The following is a 22,091-nucleotide window of genomic DNA, read 5'->3' on the forward strand; positions in this document are numbered from 1 at the left end:
ATCTATTGAAAGTGTGATGTTTTCAAAAAACTATATTTTTTCTTGTGTCAAGCACTGTTGCTCGCACAAAACGGGTTCCAAAAATTAACTAACTATGAATAAAACTACTTATTGTTTGGGTAAAAATGCTATTGGGAAATTGCTTTTTACCGTGATGTTTATTTTTGCTTTTGCGGGAGTATCCAGCGGGCAGACGATTACGATTACACAGAGTTCTTCAGGTATTACAGCTGGAAATTATGATAGTGGAATGGAACGAACATGGACGCAAAATAGTGTTTCTTTTGGAGGAAAAGCATTATTTAAAGAGTCTAATCAAGCAAGGCTTCAACTTCAAGCTAGTAATGGAGTTATTTATAATACTACTGCGCTTCCGGGAAGAATTACAGGAATAACAATTAATCAATATGGTACGGCAAGAAATTATAATTTATCGGGAGGAACATCCCGTTTAGTAAATAATACATCAGGTAATTACACTGTTTCCGGTACTGCAGTAGGTTCTGCCGGGACGTCTTGGGGTTCAACAGCTTTTACGAGTACAAATTACACTTTTTTTGCAATTAAACTTGCTGTAAGTAATGCTTCATATATTACATCTGTAGTAATTACATACGAAACTACACCGTCATGTACAGCTCCTTTAACCCAAGCTACAAATTTTTCAGGTTCGGCAATAGGTCAAAATACAGCTACTATTGGTTGGTCAAGAGGAAATGGTAATGAGGTTTTGGTAGTCGCTAGAGCAGGTTCGGCTGTAAATACAGACCCGATAAGCGGAACTAACTATACGGCAAATGCCGCTTTTGGTTCGGTGGATACACAAATCGGGACAGGTAATTATGTTGTTTATAAAGGAGTTGGAACATCTGTTAATTTAACAAGTTTAACAGCAGGAACAACCTATCATTTTGCGGTTTATGAATATAATACAACCGGTATATGTTTTAATACTACTGAGCTTATAGGTTCTGTTACTACAAATCAACCGCCTAGTTTAACTATAACAGGTTCTCTTTCAGAAAATACTACTTTAAATGGAGGTCAGGTTACTTTGACTTTGGCAAATGAGACTTTTAGTGATAATTCACTGTTACAATCAAACTTTACATTAAATAATGCTCCTGCCGGAGTAACGATTTCAAATGTTCAATATAGCAGTCCTACTTCTGCTATTGTTACATTAGCTTATGACGGAACCGATTTTGATACAAGTGTTACTAATTTCAATATTGCCATCAATAGTGATGAATTGTCTGTTTCTACAAGTACTCTAAATTCAAACAGTTTAACCATTACTGCGGTTAATGAAACATTGACAGTAGGAAATATGTCGAGTGGTTTTGGTGACCAATGTGTTAATGTACTTTCAAACTACCGAACATTTACCATATCAAGTTCAACAGTTCTAAAAGCAGGAACTATTTCTTTGGCGACATTAAACGGTTTTACTTATAGTGAAACTGCGGATAATGAAGAATATACTACTACTCTAAGTTTTACTCACGCAGGAGGAACTTTGGCAAGTAAAACCATTTATGTAAAATTCAAGCCAACGGTAACAACTCCGGCATATAGCGGAAACATAAGTATAACAGCTACATCAACAACACCTGTACAAACACAGGCAACTGCAACACGTTCTGTTTCAGGTACAGGAACAAACGGCACAGTTTCAGTAGCCACCAAAACCGCTACGACGATTACTCATAACAGCGTATCTTTCGGTGGAACTTCTGTAAGTACCACTTGCGGAACGATTACTGCAAAAGGTGTCGTTTGGGGAACAACTGAAAGTCCAACTATTGCCTTAGAAACTAAAACAAATGAAGGCGCAGGAACAGCAAATTATGACAGCAACATTACAGGATTGTACCCAAATACACAATATTTTTACCGTGCGTATGCAACCAACAGTAATGGTGTTACGAGTTACGGAGAAAACAATAACTTTACAACAGCTCTTGCACCTTGCAACCCCGAAACATTTTCCGCAGGAACAGCACAAGCAAGTGCAACAACAATCGTTTCCGGTGGTTCAACAAATTTGTCTTTAACAGGTGCTTCTGCTGCTTCGGGACTTTCTTACCAATGGCAACGTTTAACAAACGGTGAATGGTCAGATATTAGTTTGGCAACAAATGCAACATATAGTGCAACCAATATCACAGCCAATACAAGCTACCGTTGTAAAGTCACTTGTGGAGAAATCACCAAAGAATCTGCATCGGTTGTTGTGAGTTTGACTTATTGTACACCTATGTTTTCTGGTACTTCTGATTTTATTGTCAACTTCGGGCTGGAAACTATTACCAATAATGGTAGCGGATTTAGTATTGGAGGTTATGGTAATTTTACACATTTGTTAACCAATTTAACAGAAAACACGAATTATAATGCGAGTTTAACTAGTTCTTCTGGTAGTGGAAATCACGGTGTTGCTATTTGGATTGATTTCAATGATAACAAAATTTTTGAGACAGGGGAAAGAGTTGGTACACTAAGCAATGTAGCACAAAATCAAACAGTTTCTGTACCGATTACAATTCCTACTGGTAATATAGGTGTACATAGAATGAGAGTGATTTATCAATGGAATGTCGCAGGAAACAGTATTACTCCTTGTGTATCTGCATCCTATGGCGAAGTTGAAGACTACACGGTAAACATTCAAGCACCACCACCGGCATTAACCGTTTCTCCAACTTCTTTATCAGGTTTCAACTACGTTGTAGGAAACGGAGCTTCTGCACCACAGAGTTTTGAGGTAAGTGGTACAAACTTAAATGGAGATGATGTAGAGCTTTTAGTAGATAGTGCATTTGAAATTTCAGAAAATGAAAATTCGGGCTATGCAGAAGATATTACCTTAACCGCTTATGACGGTTCAAGCAAAGACATTTGGGTACGTTTAAAAGCAGGTCAGTCGGTAAACAGTTATAACGGTAGTGTTTTGATTTCTGGTGGCGGAGATTCAGTAACTTACGAAGTTTCACTTTCTGGTAACGTGTATAATACGGTTGACCATTCTAAATTAGATTGGCCAATGTCCGGAACAATTCCCGAAGGAGAAGTTTTTGATGTTTTTATTAAAGCATACGAACCCGGAGTTACTGATACAGAAGGAAATCAAAACCAAATTTCTGCTTGGGTAGGTTACAGCAATGTGAGCGATACTGATAATCCAAATGGTGAAAATTGGACTTGGATACCTGCTGGTTTTAATTCCAGAACAGATGGCAATAGTAACTATCAGTATGCAGCAAATATGAATATCAATCCTCTTCCTGTTGGTACTTATTATTATGCGGCACGTTTCCAAATGGGAGAAAATGCACCTTATACTTACGGCGGAATACAATCTGGCAACAACGGAGGAAACTGGAATGGCAGCACTTATAAAAACGGTACGCTTACTATAACCTCAAACCTTGTAGATTGGTGTAATGTACAGCATCCACTATCAGGAACAATAACCCAATGTGATGATTATAATGTATATGCACGAGTTTATGAAGATGGACTAACAACCGTAGAACCAAATACTGAAAATGGAAATGCTTCAAAGATACAAGCTTGGATAGGTTACAGCACAACAGATAATAACCCAAGTAATGAAGGTTGGACTTGGATTGCTGCAACATATAATGCAAAACACGGTAATAATTATGAATATACAGCAAATCTAAACGGAGAAAATCTTCCTGCGGGAACATACTACTACGCATCACGTTTCCAAAAAACAGGAAGCACAGAATACCGTTATGGTGGTACAAATAATAATTTTTGGACAACAAGCGGTACATTAACCATAAACGCATTAACTACACCAACAGCAACCGTTGCAACAAACGTTACAGATGAATCTTTTACAGCCAACTGGAACGCCGTTACTGGTGCAACGAGTTATGAGTTGGATGTTTGGAGTGTTGGAGGAACAGAAGCTCCTGAATTAGTAAAAAACGGTGACTTTGAAACAGGAGATAGAACTGATTGGGAAGGAGCCGGAAATGAATATTACGTTATAAATACTGACACACCTTATTCAGGAAATAATTATGTAAAAAGAACAGTTCCCGAAGGTAGTGGGGCTACTTATAGACTTGAACAAACCGCATCTGTGGAAATAGGTAAAACATATAAATTCTCTTTTTGGTATAAAGATTATTTAGCAGCTAATACCAATGGTTTAAAAAATTATACCATACAAGGAACAAGTGGTTCAATCTATATAGATTCTGGAAATCCAAAACTTCCTGCTGCAAGTGAGTGGACTAAATATGAAAAAGAATTTACAGCAACCCAAAGTTCTATTAAGATAAGTATTCGTTCTTATGAACCAGTATCAATCGATGGTATTAGTCTAAAATCAACAGATAGTAGCATTGAAAATGTTTCAGTTACAGGCAATTTCCCATCATTTATTATGCCAGCAGAAAATCCACAACCGGAAACGTATTCTCACGCCATTACCGGTTTAAATGATAACACAACCTATCACTACGTGGTTCGTGCTATAAACGGAGCTTGCGAAACAGTTAGTTCTAACGAGATAACGGTAAGAACCTCAGTAATCTGGAACGGTACAGCATGGTCAAACACTGCTGGTCCTGATGAAACTATTGATGCCATTATAGAAGGCGAATACATCACAAATGAAGACGGCGAGTTTGCCGCAAAATCATTAATTGTTAGAAATAATACAATAACCCAAACCAATGGTTCATTAACCGTTAGCAACGAAGATGTCGTTACTGTTATTGGTGCTTTACACAACCAAACAGGAAGCGCAACCGCAGTAACCATAGAAAGCGGTGCGGTTTTACTGCAAAACGGTACAACTAATACCAACACAGGTAACATCACGGTAAAAAGAAATAGCTCAGCAATAAAACGTTTAGATTATACCTTATGGTCATCGCCGGTTGCAGGACAAGAAATTTATGCGTTTTCACCAACAACGTTAAAAAATCGTTTTTATACCTATAATACTGCAACTGATGCATATAGTGCTGTTCCGTTTACATTAACTAATTTGCAATATCCAGCACCAATGACATCTGCCAATACTAATGATGGTATCAATGGAACTGATACGAGCAATATTCAATTTGCTACCGCAAAAGGATATTTAATTCGTGTACCTTGGGATCATCCTACAGCTCCAGCGGTTTTTGCGGGTCAATTTACAGGTGTTCCAAATAGTGGTGATATTACTGTAGAAATGTCGTTAGCTGGAGCAGGTTATAATGCTGTTGGAAATCCATATCCGTCAAAAATCAATATAGCAGCTTTCTTGAATGCTAATGATGATAATACCACAAAAACACTTTATTTCTGGCGAAAAACCAATAATGCAAGTGAAACTACTTATGCAACAATTAACGAATTTAGTTATGCGGGAAATCAAGCACCAGGTGGAAATGTAGGAGGTAACAGCGAATATTTTGATGGTGTAGATTTTGATGAATGGGCGATAAACGTTGGGCAAGGTTTTTTTGTACAGGCATCACCCGAAGCAATTGAGGAAGATAGCGACGACAGCAAAAAACTATATTTCACTAATGCCATGAGAAGAAGTCAAATCAACCATGACCAGTTTTTCAGAACTTCTTCAACCAATGAAACACAAGGATTACTTTGGTTAAACCTATTAAGTGCTTCAAATCCGATAAGTCAAATATCGGTAGGTTATTCCACCGCAGCAACGCTGGAAGTTGACCGAGGAATTGATGGAAAAAATATCAATACAGACATGTATTTAGCGAGTTTGATTGACGGTGAAGGTTATGCCATTCAGGGAAGACCGTCGTTTGAAGATACAGATGAAGTACCGTTAAGTTATAAAGTAGCTACAGCCGGAAATCATAGTATTGCCATAGACCATGTTTCCGGAATTTTTGCCGATGGACAGGAAATTTATCTAAAAGACAATCTTTTGGGAACAATACATAATTTAACCAATGGCGGAGCGTATAATTTTACAACCAATGCAGGAACATTTTCTGAGCGTTTTGAAGTAGTTTATGCAAATTCAGCACTAGGAGTTGATAAGCCAACTTTCAATGAAAATCAAGTTGTGGTTTATAAAAACGAAAATAGTCAGTTTGTGGTTAATACAGGAAATGTTGAAATGAGTTCTATAAAAGTTTTTGATCTTAGAGGAAGATTGTTAACTACTCAAGATGATATCAATGCTTCTCAAACTAATTTACAAGTTGATGTGGCGACACAAGTGTTGTTGCTTCAAATCACTTCGGTTGATGGTATGACCGTTACCAAGAAAATAATCAAATAAATATATAACATAATTCATAAAAAGCGAAATTCTAAGAGTTTCGCTTTTTTTTTAAATTTTATGCCGTTTAATAACATAGAAAATCGTTTAAATTAATAAATTCCGTATAAACTTACATAGAATAGTTTTTATGTATACAATTTTGCTTATTTTTGTAAAAAAATATTCAAGTTGAGAATTTATGAAATCAAAAATTAGTTTTTTACTATTGTTTATTTCTACTTTATCGTTAGCACAAGTAGGAATTGGAACAACATCGCCAAATGCTCAGTTGGACATACAAGCAAGTAACCCAGCTTTGCCAACAAATACTGATGGAATTCTTATTCCAAAGATAGTAACATTTCCGATATCAGATCCTGGTTTAAATCAACAAGGAATGCTGGTTTATTTAACTACGGCAACAGTATATAAAACCATTAACAAACCGTCAGGTTTTTATTATTGGGATAATGGTACTGCAAATTGGATACAAATTCAAACCGGAAGTAGCAATTTAGATTGGAATGTTACTGGTAATGCAGCAACAAATCCGAATACTAATTTTATAGGTACTACAGATAACACTGATATAGTATTTAAAAGGAATAATGTAAGAGCAGGATTTATTGGAAATCCGGATACGACTAGTGGTAATAGGAATACTTCTTTTGGAGCGAATGCTTTAAACCCTGCGGGAACAGGAACAAGAAACACAGCTATTGGAACAAATGTTTTGCCTGTCAATACTATTGGGCAACTTAATGTTGCTATTGGAGACCAAACAATGGTTAGAAATACCACAGGACAAGCTAATATAGCAATAGGAGTGGGTGCATTAAATGAAAATGTTTCAGGGAATGGTAATGTAGCTATTGGGCGAAACGCTTTGGTGAAAACAAATGATGATTTTAATACTGGTGTAGGTCTTGCAGCATTACGACGCAATATTTCGGGAAAATATAATGTTGCTTTAGGAGCTAATGCTGGTTTTGAGGTACTAGGTGGTAATAACGTATTCATTGGTGCCAATGCTGGTTACAATGAGACAGGTAGTAATAAGTTGTATGTTCACGGATCAGATTTGACTACGCTTTCTAACACTGGTCCAGATGCGGCATTAATTTATGGAGAATTTGACAATAAAATTTTAAGGGTAAATGGTGGCTTACAAATCAGTAATACTACTGCAGAAAGATACTCATTACCAACAAATAGAGGAACAGTTGGACAAGTTCTTCAAACAGATGGAGTAGGTGCAACTAACTGGGTGAATAGCACTACTTATGCTGCAGGTGATGGATTAGCGCTATCGGGAAATACGTTTTCTTTACCAACTATGTCAATAGCTAAAGCAAAATTATCAGCAAATCAATCATTTTTAGCAGATACTAATTGGCAAAAAATTCTTTTCAATGCTGTAGATTTTGATAGTAACAGCGAATTTGATACCACGAATAGTCTTTATAGAGCTGACAAAGCGGGTTATTATAGAATTAAAGCTGCCTATTGCATACAAAATGATCAAAATGATAATAGCCGTTATGGTATTTCAATCAATATTAATGGGAATTTTTATCAGGAAACAACTTATGACCATCATGAACACGGACTGGTTGCTCGTGCAGTTGATTGTTTGGTTTATTTAGCAGAAAACGATTATGTTGAAGTTTTTATTCGAACGGCTCAATCAGTAGCGATTGATAGTTATGGAGGTAAAACTACTTTTGAAGTACAACAATTAAGATAAAATCTAGTATGTAACAATTTTCAAAATTAAAAATGCCCAAAAAAACTATATTTTTTTTTGGGCATTTTTAATAGGGTATGATTTTTTAATTATTGTCAGATAATTTTTTTAATTGATTTCTTTTATACAATACAAAAAGAATTCCTGCTATTGCTAACCAAATAAGTTTTGAGTTTATTGGAGCTGGTTGAGTGTCATCTTCACATTCAACACAGGGATTGATGTCAGTTTCATCATCTTGAGCAAAAACTATAAAATCGGATAAAAGAAAAAACAACAGTAAATATATTCTAAAAATGTTTTTCATAAAAATTGCGTTTCAGGTTGTAAATATAGCAATCATTTTCCAACTGAAAAATCTTTATCATTTAAATTATTCAAATTCCGAAGTAAAATACAATTTTACATTTGGAAATTTCGATTGTGTCATTTGAATAGTAAAATCCGAATCAGCTAAGAAAACCAATTGACCATATTTATCGTGTGCCAAAAACTTTTGTTTAATTCTTTTGAATTCTTTAAATTCTTCACTTTTGGCATCGTTTGGTTTTACCCAACAGGCTTTGTGAACTGGAAAGTTTTCATAACTACATTTTGCGCCATATTCATGTTCTAATCGGTATTGAATAACTTCATATTGTAGTGCGCCAACAGTTCCAATTACTTTTCTACCGTTCATTTCTAGTGTAAATAACTGTGCAACACCTTCGTCCATTAATTGGTCAATTCCTTTGTCTAATTGCTTTGCTTTTAACGGATCGGCATTGTTGATGTATCTAAAATGTTCTGGAGAGAAACTCGGAATTCCTTTAAAACTCATTATTTCACCTTCGGTAAGCGTATCACCAATTTTGAAATTTCCAGTGTCGTGAAGTCCAACAATATCACCAGGATAAGAAATATCAACAATCTCTTTTTTCTCAGCAAAAAACGCATTCGGACTAGAGAATTTTAGGTTTTTGTTCAAACGAACGTGCGTATAAGGTTTGTTTCTCTCAAATGTTCCCGAAACAATTTTGACAAATGCCAATCTATCGCGGTGTTTTGGATCCATGTTAGCATGAATTTTAAATACAAAACCGCTCATTTTCTCTTCTTCTGGTTTTACCAATCGTGTTTCTGATTCTTTTGGTCGTGGCGAAGGAGCAATTTCAATAAAACAATCCAATAATTCTCTAACACCAAAATTATTCAACGCCGAACCAAAAAACACAGGTTGCAACGTTCCGTCAAGGTATTTTTCTCTGTCAAAAGGTGGATAAACTTCATCAATAAGTTCTAATTCTTCGCGAAGTTTTGTAGCTGGTTTTTCGCCAATTATTTTTTCTAATTCAGGACTAGCAATGTCTGAAAACGCAATGGTATCTTCAATGTTTTTTCGGCTATCGCCACTAAAAAGATTGATGTTTTTCTCCCAAATATTGTAAATTCCTTGAAAATCATAACCCATTCCAATTGGGAAACTCAACGGAGTAACGCTCAATCCAAGTTTTTGTTCTACTTCGTCCATCAAATCGAAAGCATCTTTTCCTTCACGGTCTAATTTGTTGATGAAAACAATCATAGGAATGTTTCGCATTCTACAAACTTCAACTAATTTTTCGGTTTGTTCCTCAACACCTTTTGCCACGTCAATCACTACAATTACGCTATCAACAGCGGTTAAAGTTCTAAACGTATCTTCCGCAAAATCTTTGTGACCTGGCGTATCCAGAATGTTGATTTTTTTGTCCTTATAATTAAATGCTAAAACCGAAGTCGCCACCGAAATTCCTCTTTGACGCTCAATTTCCATAAAATCGGAAGTAGCACCTTTTTTTATTTTATTGTTTTTTACCGCACCCGCTTCTTGAATTGCACCACCAAAAAGTAGCAATTTTTCAGTTAAAGTTGTCTTTCCGGCATCGGGATGCGAAATAATTCCAAAGGTTCTTCTGCGCTGTATTTCTTTTAAAAAACTCATGATTTTTTTTCAAATTGGTTGCAAAAATACTACTTATTTTTTCAGTAATTAAAATTATAGACACGATAAGATTTTATAAAGCAAAAAATGTGTTAATAAATTTTTGTTAATAGTAAGTCACTTTCTTGTATAATGTGATTGAATTGTTACTTTTGTTGATTGTTACTTTGAAAAAATAAACAACATTTTAGAATTAAACTTTTTAGATAAAAGAAATTAAGAATGAAATTAAAACAACTGCTTTTCGGATTTTTATTTTTTTCGGCTTTCACTGCTAATGCACAAAAAAATACAAATGAAGTATTGTTCACTATTGATGACAAACCTTATTATACTGACGAATTTTCGAGGGTTTACAAAAAGAATTTAGATTTGGTAAAAGATGAGTCTCAAAAAGACTTAAACCAATATTTGGAACTTTTTGTAGGTTACAAATTAAAAGTAAATCGAGCTTATAAATTAGGTTTGCAAAACAATTCGACCTATCAAAACGAATTGAAATCCTATCGTTCTCAGCTAGCAAAAAACTATTTTAACGATACAAAAATCACTCAGGAATTAATAGAAGAAGGTTATAATCGTTTACAAAAGGAAGTAAAAGCTGCACATATTTTAATTTTGGTTGACGAAAATGCTTCACCAGAAGATACGCTAAAAGCGTATAAAAAAATTCAGGATATTAAACATCGAATTGATAAAGGCGAAAGCTTTGAAGAATTGGCTTTTCAACTTTCTGAAGATCCATCGGCAAAAGAAAACAAAGGTGATTTAGGTTATTTTTCTGCTTTTAGAATGGTTTATCCATTTGAAAATGCAGCTTTCACAACTCCAAGAGGTCAAGTTTCAAAAATTATCAGAACTCGTTTTGGATATCATATTTTAAAAGTAAACGACATTCGTCCAAATAGAGGAGAAGTTACCGTTGCTCATATCATGACTTTAAATCCAAAGCCAGAAGATGCTGATCAAGATAAGGCAAAAAATACCATCAATGATATTTATAAAAAAATTAATCAAGGCGAAAAATTTGAAGATTTAGCAAAGCAATTTTCTGAAGACAAGTCATCATCGGGAAAAGGAGGTGTTTTAAACAAGTTTTCTTCAGGACAATTGAGTTCGGAAGAATTTGAAAACGTAGCTTTTTCATTGAAAAATTCAGGCGATATTTCGCAGCCATTTCAGTCTAAATTTGGTTGGCATATTGTTAAATTAATCGAAAGACATCCGGTTAGAACTTTGGAAGAAATGAAGTCAGAGCTTGAAACTAAAGTTGGTCGCGACGATCGTTCAAAAAAAATTACAGCTTCGCTGAACGAAAAACTTAGAAAAAAATATAAGTTTAAAAAAGAAACCAAAGAATTTGCTACTGTTGCTAAATTAGTAACCAATGATTTTTATGAAGGTAAATGGGTGTATCCAACCAATGCGGATACTTTTACAGCACCAGTTTTAAAAATTGAAAATACGTCGGTTTCTGGAAAAACCTTTTTAGATTTTGTAGAAAAACAACAAAAATCTGGAATTGCAGTGAAACCAATCAATAAAGCGGTTGATGTTCTTTTTGAGCGATTTGTTGACGAGCAATTAAAAAAATATTACGACGATAATCTTGAAAATGAGTTTCCAGAATTTTCATTTGTAATGGAAGAATATCGTGATGGGTTATTACTTTTTGATTTAATGGAAAAAGAAATTTGGGAACGTTCAAAGAATGATACTATCGGATTGCAAAAGTTTTATGATGAAACAAAAGCAAAGCATGTTTGGAAAAAACGTGTTGAAGCCACTATTTATTCATCGACTAAACAAGATATTATCAAAAAAGTGCAAGGTTTAATTAAAAAGAAAGCTTCTGCACAAGAAATAAAAGATAAGCTCAACACCAAAGAAGTTGTTAATGTAATGAGTAATTCGGGAACATTTGAAGAAGGAAATCCAGTTTTGCCTAAAGGATTAAAATTAGAAACAGGTGTTTCGGATATTGTTAAAGATGGCGAATATTATTTCATCACAGTTGTCGATAAAGTTTTACCCGAAGGAGTTAAAACTTTAGAAGAATGCAAAGGAAAGTTAACCAATGAATATCAACAATATTTGGAACAAAATTGGGTTGATACTTTGAAAAAAGAATTCAAAGTTAAGGTTAATAATGATGTTTTTGAAAAAGTAAAAAAAGAATTAAAGTAATACATGATTCGATTTCTGCTAGCCATATTGTTGCTGAGTTTGAGTTCTTGTCAGTTATTCAATCAAGAACAAAAGCCGGAATCAGTAGCTAGAGTTGGAAAAAGTTATTTGTATAAATCAGACCTTTTGAACCTTGTTCCAGCAGGAACATCAAAACAAGACAGTATTTTGATGGTCCAAAGTTACATCGATCGATGGGCAACCCAAAAATTACTCTTCGAAGCAGCCGAACGTAATTTGAGCGAAAACAAACAAAAGGAATACAACGCTTTAATTAAGCAGTATAAAATTGATTTATATACCAAAGCTTATTTGGAAGAAATGGTAAAACAAACGGTTGATACCATCGTTTCTGAAGAAGAATTGAAGAAATATTATAAAGAAAATAAAGCCAATTTTAAAGCAAATGGAACGTTGGTTCGAATGCGATACATCACCATCGATAAAGACAATCCAAAGCTTGCAACGATTAGAGATAAATTTTTTAACTTCAACAAAAAAGATAAAAAGTTTTGGGAAACTAATAGTTTACAGTTTAAAAAGTTTGCATTTAATGATAGCGTTTGGGTTGCAATGGAACAAGTTTACAGTAAATTGCCCGTTGTAAATCCAGATAATAGAGATGAAATAATCAGAGCTGGAAAGCAATTACAGATTTTGGACAATCAAGATTTGTATTTAATAAAAGTGACTGATGTTATTGATGAAAAACAAGCTTCGCCATTTGGTTATATAAAACCAACGTTGAAAGAAGTGATTGTCAATCAAAGAAAATTAGAATTGATTAAAAAAATTGAAAAAGAAATTACCGATGATGCCATTAAAAACAAGGATTATGAAATTTATAAATAACCGATTAACTTTAGTAGTAGCTGCCGTTTTTTGTTGCGTGTTTTTTACTAATGCACAAGAAATTATAAAAGACAGCGTGAAACCAAAAAAAGTTTCTACTACTCCAAAAAGATTAAAAGTTGACGGAATTGTTGCTGTTGTTGGTGATTATACCATATTAGATTCTGATATTGACAAAATGTTTCTTGAGATTTCCCAAAATGCTTCTGTAAAAGATATTACACGTTGCCAAATGTTAGGCAAACTCATGGAAGATAAGCTTTTTGCTCACCATGCAGTTCAAGATAGTATTATTGTAAAAGACGAAGAAATAAAAGAAAAATTGAACGATCAGTTGGCTTATATTTTGGAACAATTAAAAACAATGGACAAAGCACTTGAGTATTTCAAAAAAAATACTGAGGATGAGTTAAGAACAGAATTATTTGAAATTATCAAAGTGAACAAACTTACTGCTGAAATGCAACGTAAAATTGTTGACGAAGTTGAAATTACTCCCGAAGAAACTAGAACTTTTTTTAAGTCTATTCCAAAAGATGAGTTACCCGTTTTTGGAGCCGAAATGGAAGTTGCCCAAATTGTAATTGCGCCAAAAATTACCGATGATGAAAAAAAGCGAATAATCAATCGATTAAAAGAAATTAAAGCAGAAGTTCTAGCAGGTGCAAGTTTTAAAACTCGTGCCGTAATTTATTCAGACGATAGAGGTTCAGCTTCGAGCGGAGGTTTTTACAAAATAAATAGAAAAACTCAATTCGTTAAAGAGTTTAAAGATGTAGCTTTTTCGCTTGACGAAGGAGAAATTTCGGAACCATTTGAAACCGAATTTGGTTACCATATTATTATGGTAGAAAAAATTAAAGGTCAAGAAGTAGAATTACGTCATATTTTAATGATGCCAAAAGTTTCTGATCAAGCTTTAAAAGAGGCCAAAGAAAAAATTACGTTAATAAAAAAACGTATTGAAAATGGCGAAATTACTTTTGCAGAAGCAGCCAGAACAATGTCTGACGAAAAAGAAACTAGAGCAAACGGTGGAACTTTAATCAATCCGCAAACTCAAGATACAAAATTTGAGTTGACCAAAATGGATCCAAGCTTGTATAGCGAAGTTTCTAATTTAAAAAGTGGCGCGGTAACATCGCCAATACTTGATGATGATCCAAGATCAGGAAAAAAATATAAAATCATCACAGTTACTAATAGAATTGAAGAACATACAGCCGATTATGCTAAAGATTATACCAAGATTAAAGCCTTAGCCTTAAAAGAAAAACAGTTCAAAGCCATTGGAAAATGGAGTGATGAAAAAATCAAAGAAACCTATATTAAGATTAATGGCGAATACAAAGATTGTGTGTTTACTAACAATTGGTTGAAAAAATAGAATGTTGCACTGAGCTTATCAAAGTGTATAAATTCCAATATTTTAAATTCCAAATTGTCACACTGAGCGCAGTCGAAGTGTCTAAAATCGGAATATCAAATATCTAATATTTAAAATCTAGTATCGACAATGTCAGACGTAGCAGCAATAGAACGATTAGTTCAAAAAAGAATAGAGCTAAAAAAAGAAATTAGCAAAGTGATTATTGGTCAAGAAGAAGTGGTTGATCAAATTTTGTTGAGCATTTTTTCTGGTGGACATGCTTTGTTGGTTGGAGTTCCAGGTTTGGCAAAAACCTTGATGGTAAATACTATTTCTCAAGCCTTAGGATTAGATTTTAAACGCATTCAGTTCACACCCGATTTGATGCCTTCGGATATTCTTGGAAGTGAAATTTTAGATGAAAATCGTCAATTCAAATTTATAAAAGGACCAATTTTTTCTAATATTATTTTGGCAGATGAGATCAACAGAACGCCACCAAAAACGCAAGCTGCTTTACTGGAAGCGATGCAAGAACGCGCTGTAACAATTGCCGGACAACATTATAAATTGTCGTTACCTTATTTTGTATTGGCAACCCAAAATCCAATTGAGCAAGAAGGAACTTATCCGTTGCCAGAAGCACAGCTCGACCGTTTTATGTTTGCTATTAAATTAGATTATCCTACTTATGACGAAGAAGTTCAGGTTGTAAAAAGCACCACTTCTGATGAAAAAGTAACTGTAAATCCATTGTTTTCTGCTCAAGAAATTATCGATTTCCAACAATTAATTCGTCGAATTCCTGTAACTGATAATGTAATTGAGTATGCTGTAAGTTTGGTTAGTAAAACACGTCCAAATAATCCGCTTTCAAATGATTTTGTGAAAAATTATTTGGATTGGGGTGCAGGACCAAGAGCTTCGCAAAACTTGATTTTGGCTGCCAAAGCTAATGCGGCTTTCAATGGTAAATTTTCTCCCGATATTGAAGATGTAAAAGCGGTTGCTACTGGAATTCTTCGTCACAGAATTATTAAAAACTACAAAGCAGATGCCGAAGGAATTACAGAAGAAGTAATCGTTAGCAAGCTTTTGTAAAAAAAAAGGTAAACCTCAAAATACTAAATTTTATATTTTTCCGTTTTCTGTTGTAATAAAACAGAGAAATGAAAAAAGCTTTATCTATTTTACCTGAACTACTTTTATTAGGCTTGAGTACGTATTGGTTTTTGGAAAATTGGTTTGGCATTCAATATTTTAACTCGTTTGCTTTTGCTGTAATGATGGTTTTGATTTTTCAAATTATTTTTCAAAATAAATATATTGCTTTTACTTTAGCTAGCTTGATTTCTCTTTTTTCAATTTACATGGTTTTCGCAGTGATTTCGGAGTTTCATGATTTTCCTTCCGTTACTTCCGAAGCGTTGCAATTACTCTCGGTTGGACTATTGTTTTGCTTTTTGATGTTTGCTTCCTCGTTTTTATTAGTTTATAAATTTTTGCCAAAGCTTTTTTAGTTGCAAGAAATTGCAATTGCTATATTTTTTTATTATTTTAGTGTCAAGCTAAGAAATGATGAAAAATGAAAAGCAAAGAGTTTTTGGTCTCGATTTGATGCGAGCTTCTGCAATTACAATGGTTGTTTTGGGTCATTGTCTTTGGATTTTTCCAAATGGAAACGCTACTATTCATCAACTTTTATTGCTTTCTGGCTTTCTTGGTGTTGAGGTTTTCTTTGTTCTAAGTGGTTTTTTGATAGGAAATATTTTGTATCAACTGTACCAAAAAGACGATTTTAGTATCAAAGATATTGCTGTTTTTTTAAAAAGACGTTGGTTTAGAACTTTGCCTAATTATTATCTCGTATTATTGATTAACCTCGCTATTTTTACCTATTTTGGGTATCAAGTAAAAGCAAGTTGGCAGTATTTTTTCTTTCTTCAAAATTTTTCTTCACCATTATTGATGTTTTTTCCCGAGTCTTGGAGTTTGTCTGTTGAAGAATTTGCCTATTTTGTTTTGCCTTTTTTTCTTCTGCTAGTTGCTTTCGGTTTTAAAAGCGTAGCAAAGAGAAAATTATACATATCTTCTGTTTTAGTATTGGTTTTGTTGTTTATTTATACCAAAGTAAATTATTCAGTCAATACGATTGAAAGAGATATGAACTATTGGAATAAAACTCTAAAAGCAGTTGTGATTTATCGTGTTGATAGCATTCTTATTGGTGTAATTGCAAGCTGGATAAGTCTAAATTATGCCCGAAATTGGCTGGTTTATAGATGGTGTTTTTTTACGTTAGGAACTATTATTTGTCTGTTTTTATTTCATTGTTTGGGCTATTTTAATCTTTTAATAGAGGAAAATCCTTTTTTTTGGAATGTACTTTATTTGCCATTGCTTTCCATTGGTATAGCTTGTTTTTTACCTTTTTTATCAAATTGGAAAGAAGAAAAATCGTTTTTTAATCGGCCAATAACTTTTATCAGTAAAATTTCTTATTCGATATATTTGTTGCACTATAGTGTGATTTTATATATAATGAAGTATGTTTTTGTAGAGAAAGAAGATACAACATCTCAATTGTTTCTTTTTACTGCATTTTATTTGTTTACAACCATTCTTTTTAGCTCAATTTTATACCGATTTTATGAAAAACCAATTATGGATTTTAGGGATAAAAATTAAATTTTGATAATTTATATTCTTTAAAATTAGATTTTAATAAAAAACGATACTATAAATTGTTCTTTTCGCAATAAGTGTTGTTTTTATAACTTATTCAGTTAAAAAGTTTTATATAGTATAACGTTTTCGTAAATTTGCACTGCAAACATTATAACCTAAATATTTATGGCTTTTGATATCGAAATGATTAAAAAAGTGTACGCAACTATGGCTGAACGTGTTGATAAAGCACGCGATATAGTTGGTCGTCCACTTACACTTTCTGAAAAGATTTTATATTCACATTTATGGGAAGGAAATCCTTCTCAATCGTTCGTTAGAGGTAAAGACTATGTAGATTTTGCTCCAGATAGAGTTGCTTGTCAAGATGCAACAGCTCAAATGGCATTATTACAGTTCATGCACGCTGGGAAAAAGACAGTTGCTGTTCCAACAACAGTTCATTGTGATCACTTAATTCAAGCAAAAGTTGGTGCAGAGAAAGATTTAGCAGTAGCTAATTCTCAGTCAAAAGAAGTTTTTGATTTCCTTTCTTCTGTTTCAAACAAATATGGAATTGGTTTTTGGAAACCAGGTTCGGGAATTATTCACCAAATTGTTTTAGAAAATTACGCTTTTCCAGGTGGAATGATGATTGGTACCGATTCGCACACAGTAAATGCTGGTGGTTTGGGTATGTTGGCTATTGGAGTTGGTGGTGCTGATGCTGTTGACGTGATGTCGGGAATGTCTTGGGAATTGAAGTTTCCAAAATTAATCGGAGTTAAATTAACTGGAAAATTAAACGGTTGGACATCTCCAAAAGATGTTATTCTAAAAGTTGCTGACATTCTTACGGTAAAAGGTGGAACAGGTGCCATTGTTGAATATTTTGGCGAAGGTGCTCTCAATATGTCGTGTACTGGAAAAGGAACCATTTGTAATATGGGTGCCGAAATTGGAGCAACGACTTCAACTTTTGGATACGATGATTCAATGAGAAGATATTTAGCAGCAACTGGTCGTCAAGATGTAGTTGATGCTGCCGATAAAGTTGCCGATTATCTAACAGGTGATACTGAAGTTTATGCAAATCCTGAGCAATACTTCGACCAATTAATCGAAATCAATTTATCAGAATTAGAACCACATATTAACGGACCATTTACGCCAGATAGAGGAACGCCAGTTTCTAAAATGAAAGCTGAAGCTGCCGCAAATGATTGGCCATTAAAAGTAGAATGGGGTTTAATCGGTTCTTGTACAAACTCTTCTTATGAAGATATGTCGCGTGCGGTTTCTATTGTAAATCAAGCGGTTGCAAATAATATTACGCCAAAAGCAGAATTCGGAATTAATCCAGGTTCAGAGCAAATTCGTTATACCATTGAGCGTGACGGAATTATAGAAGCTTTTGAAAAAATGGGAACTAAAGTATTTACTAATGCTTGTGGACCATGTATTGGTCAATGGGATAGAGAAGGCGCAGACAAGCAAGAAAAAAACACAATCGTTCACTCGTTCAACAGAAATTTCTCAAAACGTGCTGACGGAAATCCAAATACACATGCCTTTGTAACATCGCCAGAAATGGTAGCGGCATTGGCAATTTCTGGACGTTTGGATTTTAACCCAATTACCGATACGTTGTTGAATGACAATGGTGAAGAAGTTAAATTATTACCTCCAAATGGTGATGAATTGCCAAAAAGAGGTTTTGATGTAGAAGACGCAGGTTTTCAAGCACCAGCAGAAGATGGAAGCAATGTTGAAGTAGTAGTTTCTCCAACTTCGGAAAGACTTCAGCTTTTAGCACCATTTGATGCTTGGGATGGAAAAAATATTACCGGAGCAAAATTATTAATCAAAGCTTTTGGAAAATGTACAACAGACCATATTTCTATGGCTGGACCATGGTTACGTTTCCGTGGACATTTGGATAATATTTCGAATAATATGTTGATTGGTGCAGAAAATGCTTTCAATGGAAAAGCAAATTCGGTTAAAAATCAATTAACAGGTTCTTATGATGCTGTTCCAGCAGTTCAAAGAGCTTATAAAGCTGCTGGAGTTCCAAGTATTGTTGTAGGTGATCAAAACTATGGTGAAGGTTCATCTCGTGAACATGCTGCAATGGAACCAAGATTTTTAGGTGTGAAAGCAGTTTTAGTAAAATCATTTGCTCGTATCCACGAAACCAATTTGAAAAAACAAGGAATGTTGGCGCTTACTTTTGCTAACGAAGCAGATTACGATAAAATTCAGGAAGATGATACTATCAATTTCTTAGATTTAACTGAATTTGCACCAGGAAAACCATTAACGTTAGAATTCGTTCATGCGGATGGTTCAAAAGATATTATTTTAGCAAATCATACCTACAACGCAAGTCAAATTGGCTGGTTTGTAGCTGGTTCAGCTTTAAATCTTATCGCAGCAGGAAAAGCATAATTTTCTAAAGAATTATAAAAATTAAACCCTTTCAAAGTTCATTCTTTTGAAAGGGTTTTTTATTTTAGCTGAATGAAAAATATTATCATTACCGGAACATCAAGAGGAATTGGTTACGAATTAGCGTTGCAGTTTGCCAATGCTGGACATCAAGTTCTGGCTATTTCCAGAAAAATACCTCAAGCTTTAATCGAAAACGAAAACATAACTTGTTTGTCGGTTGATTTGTCTAATGAAAATGACTTGACTTCGGTCGAAAATTTCTTGACAAACTCATGGAAAAAAGTGGATGTAATTATCCATAATGCCGGAAGTTTAGTCAACAAACCTTTTGCTCAATTATCGCAAGCTGATTTTGAAAATGTATATAAAGTCAATGTTTTTGGAGTGGCAAATTTGACTAGAATTGCGTTGCCGTTTTTACAAAAAGGAAGTCATGTCGTTTCCATTAGTTCGATGGGCGGAATTCAAGGCAGTATGAAATTTCCAGGATTAGCAGCTTATAGTTCGAGTAAAGGTGCCGTAATTACACTTTCAGAATTATTAGCAGAAGAATATAAAGAACAAGGAATTGCGTTTAATGTTTTGGCACTTGGTGCTGTGAATACTGAAATGTTGCAAGAAGCATTTCCGGGATATGAAGCGCCAATTTCTCCGAAAGAAATGTCAGATTATATTTTTAACTTTGCTTTGACAGGACATAAATTTTACAACGGAAAAGTTTTACAAGTTTCATCAACAACGCCTTAATTGTTAAAAATATTTTTGTAATTTGTAGCTTCATATAAATCATTTAATTATGACTCAAGTAAACGCCATACAATTATTTGAAGAAAAAAAAGTAAGAACCATTTGGGACGATGAGCAAGAAAAATGGTTTGTTTCTATTATTGATGTAATTGAGGTTTTAACAGAAACGGATCGTTCAAGGAAATATTGGAGTGATTTAAAATCTAAACTTAAAAAAGAAGGAAGTCAAGTGTCCGAAAAAATCGGACAGTTGAAAATGCAAGCTCCAGATGGAAAAATGCGATTAACAGATGTTGCTGATACTGAACAGCTTTTTAGACTAATTCAATCAATTCCATCACCAAAAGCAGAACCGTTTAAACTTTGGTTAGCTCAAATTGCTTCAGAAAGATTAGACGAAATTCAAGATCCTGAACTTACAATTGATAGAGCTTTAGAACAATATTTACAGTTAGGTTATTCAGAAAATTGGATAAATCATCGATTGAAAAGTATTGAAATTCGTAAAGAGCTTACAGATGAATGGAAAAGTAGAGGCTTAAAAGAAGGACAACAGTTTGCTACTTTAACCGATATAATTTCAAAATCTTGGTCGGGAAAAACGACTAAAGAATATAAAATCTTGAAAGGATTGAAAAAAGAAAATCTTCGAGATAATATGACAAATACAGAATTGATTTTAAATATGTTAGCCGAAGCTTCGACTAAAGATATTTCTCAAGCTGTAAATCCAGAAACATTTGAAGAAAACAAAAAAGTGGCTAAACAAGGCGGAAATGTAGCCAAAGTTGCCATGAAAGAATTGGAAGCCAAAACAGGGAAAAAAGTAGTTTCTTCACTCAATGCCAAATCGTTATTGAACTCAAATAAGAAGATCGATAAATAAATGAGCGAAGTTTTAGCAAAATATTTACCGGAACACGCTGTTCTTCCTTGTTTTGAGTTAATCAAAAATAACTCCGTTCATTTAAAAATCGTGAACGAACGACAAACGCGTCATGGTGATTATCGTAGAAACCTAAACGGAAAACACGAAATTACCGTAAATGGAAGTTTAAATAAATACCGATTTTTGATCACCTTGGTTCACGAAATTGCCCATTTGGTAGCCTTTGAAAAATACGGTCGAATGATAAAACCTCATGGCGATGAATGGAAAAATACATTCCAGCGGTTGATGATACCTTTTATCCGACCAGAAATTTTTCCACATTCGGTTTTGCCTTTGGTAGCCAATCACTTTAGAAACCCAACAGCAAGTAGTGATACCGATGCGCGATTGGCATTTGCTTTGAAACAATTTGACGAACGAAAACCCGATGTTCATTATATTCATGAAGTACCAAGCGGAAGTTTATTCAGAATAAAAAATGGCAGAGTTTTTCAAAAAATTGCGCTTCGAGTAAAACGCTATGAATGTCTTGAAGTAAAAACAGGCAGAACTTTTTTGTTTAATGCCAATGCTGAGGTAGAAATAATTCCAGGGTAAGATGATGAAAAATTTGAAATTATATTTTTCACTTCTTTTACTATCAATTGCATTTTTGATTGGAGGTTTTTTGTCAACTGATGAAATTTTGGATATCAATGTTCATGATACGTATTATGTTGTTGCTTACAATCATCTCTATTATTTGATTTCTATAGTCGCATTTTTATTTTTTTTAGTTTATTGGATTTTTGATAAAATTTAATTTGATTTAATAAAACCATTTATTATTGTTCATGTTTCGGGAACTTTATTGAGTGTTTTAGGTTTATGTTTTCCTTATTATTTGATTTTTGAAACATCCGAATTTCCTTTTTTTGACAATAGCGATAAGAT

General features: G+C 34.0%; 14 protein-coding genes. 12 read left to right on the forward strand and 2 right to left on the reverse strand.

Translation table 11 applies throughout. The features are described from left to right. Nucleotides 1-94: 94 nt before the first annotated feature. Entirely contained in the window at nt 95-6,298 is a 6,204-nt protein-coding gene (locus tag G6042_RS10165) for a GEVED domain-containing protein (RefSeq protein WP_169524321.1), read from the forward strand. A 181-nt stretch (nt 6,299-6,479) separates the two neighbouring features. After that, the gene (locus G6042_RS10170; RefSeq protein ID WP_169524322.1) at nt 6,480-8,027 is read left to right on the forward strand and encodes a hypothetical protein; all 1,548 of its coding nucleotides are present in this window, start codon (nt 6,480-6,482) and stop codon (nt 8,025-8,027) included. 85 nt (nt 8,028-8,112) lie between these two features. On the opposite strand, the gene G6042_RS10175 is transcribed toward G6042_RS10170, so the two are convergent. Then, on the reverse strand, nt 8,113-8,334 hold the full coding sequence (locus G6042_RS10175) for a hypothetical protein (RefSeq protein ID WP_169524323.1): 222 nt from the start codon (nt 8,332-8,334) through the stop codon (nt 8,113-8,115). Between the two features lie 66 nt (nt 8,335-8,400). Continuing rightward, nucleotides 8,401-9,990, reverse strand: coding sequence for a peptide chain release factor 3 (locus G6042_RS10180; protein ID WP_169524324.1), 1,590 nt, complete (start codon nt 9,988-9,990; stop codon nt 8,401-8,403). A gap of 222 nt (nt 9,991-10,212) precedes the next feature. Here G6042_RS10180 and G6042_RS10185 point away from each other — a divergent pair, with 222 nt between their 5' ends. The 10 genes from G6042_RS10185 to G6042_RS10230 all read left to right on the forward strand — a co-directional run bounded on the left by G6042_RS10185 (nt 10,213) and on the right by G6042_RS10230 (nt 21,755). Then, nucleotides 10,213-12,177, forward strand: a complete 1,965-nt coding sequence (locus G6042_RS10185) for a peptidylprolyl isomerase (protein ID WP_169524325.1) — start codon at nt 10,213-10,215, stop codon at nt 12,175-12,177. A 3-nt stretch (nt 12,178-12,180) separates the two neighbouring features. Next, entirely contained in the window at nt 12,181-13,029 is an 849-nt protein-coding gene (locus G6042_RS10190) for a hypothetical protein (RefSeq protein ID WP_169524326.1), read from the forward strand. After that, nucleotides 12,992-14,416, forward strand: a complete 1,425-nt coding sequence (locus G6042_RS10195) for a peptidylprolyl isomerase (RefSeq protein ID WP_169524357.1) — start codon at nt 12,992-12,994, stop codon at nt 14,414-14,416. The genes G6042_RS10190 and G6042_RS10195 overlap by 38 nt, the downstream gene beginning before the upstream one ends. Before the next feature lie 129 nt (nt 14,417-14,545). Further along, the gene (locus tag G6042_RS10200; RefSeq protein WP_169524327.1) at nt 14,546-15,499 is read left to right on the forward strand and encodes an AAA family ATPase; all 954 of its coding nucleotides are present in this window, start codon (nt 14,546-14,548) and stop codon (nt 15,497-15,499) included. A 68-nt stretch (nt 15,500-15,567) separates the two neighbouring features. Then, nucleotides 15,568-15,918, forward strand: a complete 351-nt coding sequence (locus G6042_RS10205) for a hypothetical protein (RefSeq protein ID WP_169524328.1) — start codon at nt 15,568-15,570, stop codon at nt 15,916-15,918. Nucleotides 15,919-15,973: 55 nt separating this feature from the next. Next, on the forward strand, nt 15,974-17,086 hold the full coding sequence (locus G6042_RS10210; protein WP_169524329.1) for an acyltransferase family protein: 1,113 nt from the start codon (nt 15,974-15,976) through the stop codon (nt 17,084-17,086). 165 nt (nt 17,087-17,251) lie between these two features. Beyond that, the gene (locus tag G6042_RS10215) at nt 17,252-19,516 is read left to right on the forward strand and encodes an aconitate hydratase (RefSeq protein ID WP_169524330.1); all 2,265 of its coding nucleotides are present in this window, start codon (nt 17,252-17,254) and stop codon (nt 19,514-19,516) included. 72 nt (nt 19,517-19,588) lie between these two features. Continuing rightward, entirely contained in the window at nt 19,589-20,266 is a 678-nt protein-coding gene (locus G6042_RS10220; RefSeq protein WP_169524331.1) for an SDR family NAD(P)-dependent oxidoreductase, read from the forward strand. A gap of 49 nt (nt 20,267-20,315) precedes the next feature. Continuing rightward, nucleotides 20,316-21,152 (forward strand): BRO-N domain-containing protein, encoded by an 837-nt coding sequence (locus G6042_RS10225; RefSeq protein ID WP_169524332.1) that lies wholly within the window; start codon nt 20,316-20,318, stop codon nt 21,150-21,152. Next, nucleotides 21,153-21,755 carry a SprT-like domain-containing protein gene (locus G6042_RS10230; RefSeq protein ID WP_169524333.1) on the forward strand — a complete coding sequence of 201 codons (603 nt, stop codon included), beginning with the start codon at nt 21,153-21,155 and terminating at the stop codon, nt 21,753-21,755. Nucleotides 21,756-22,091: the final 336 nt, after the last annotated feature.

It is taken from the genome of Flavobacterium solisilvae (assembly GCF_012911605.1).
Taxonomy (GTDB): domain Bacteria; phylum Bacteroidota; class Bacteroidia; order Flavobacteriales; family Flavobacteriaceae; genus Flavobacterium; species Flavobacterium solisilvae.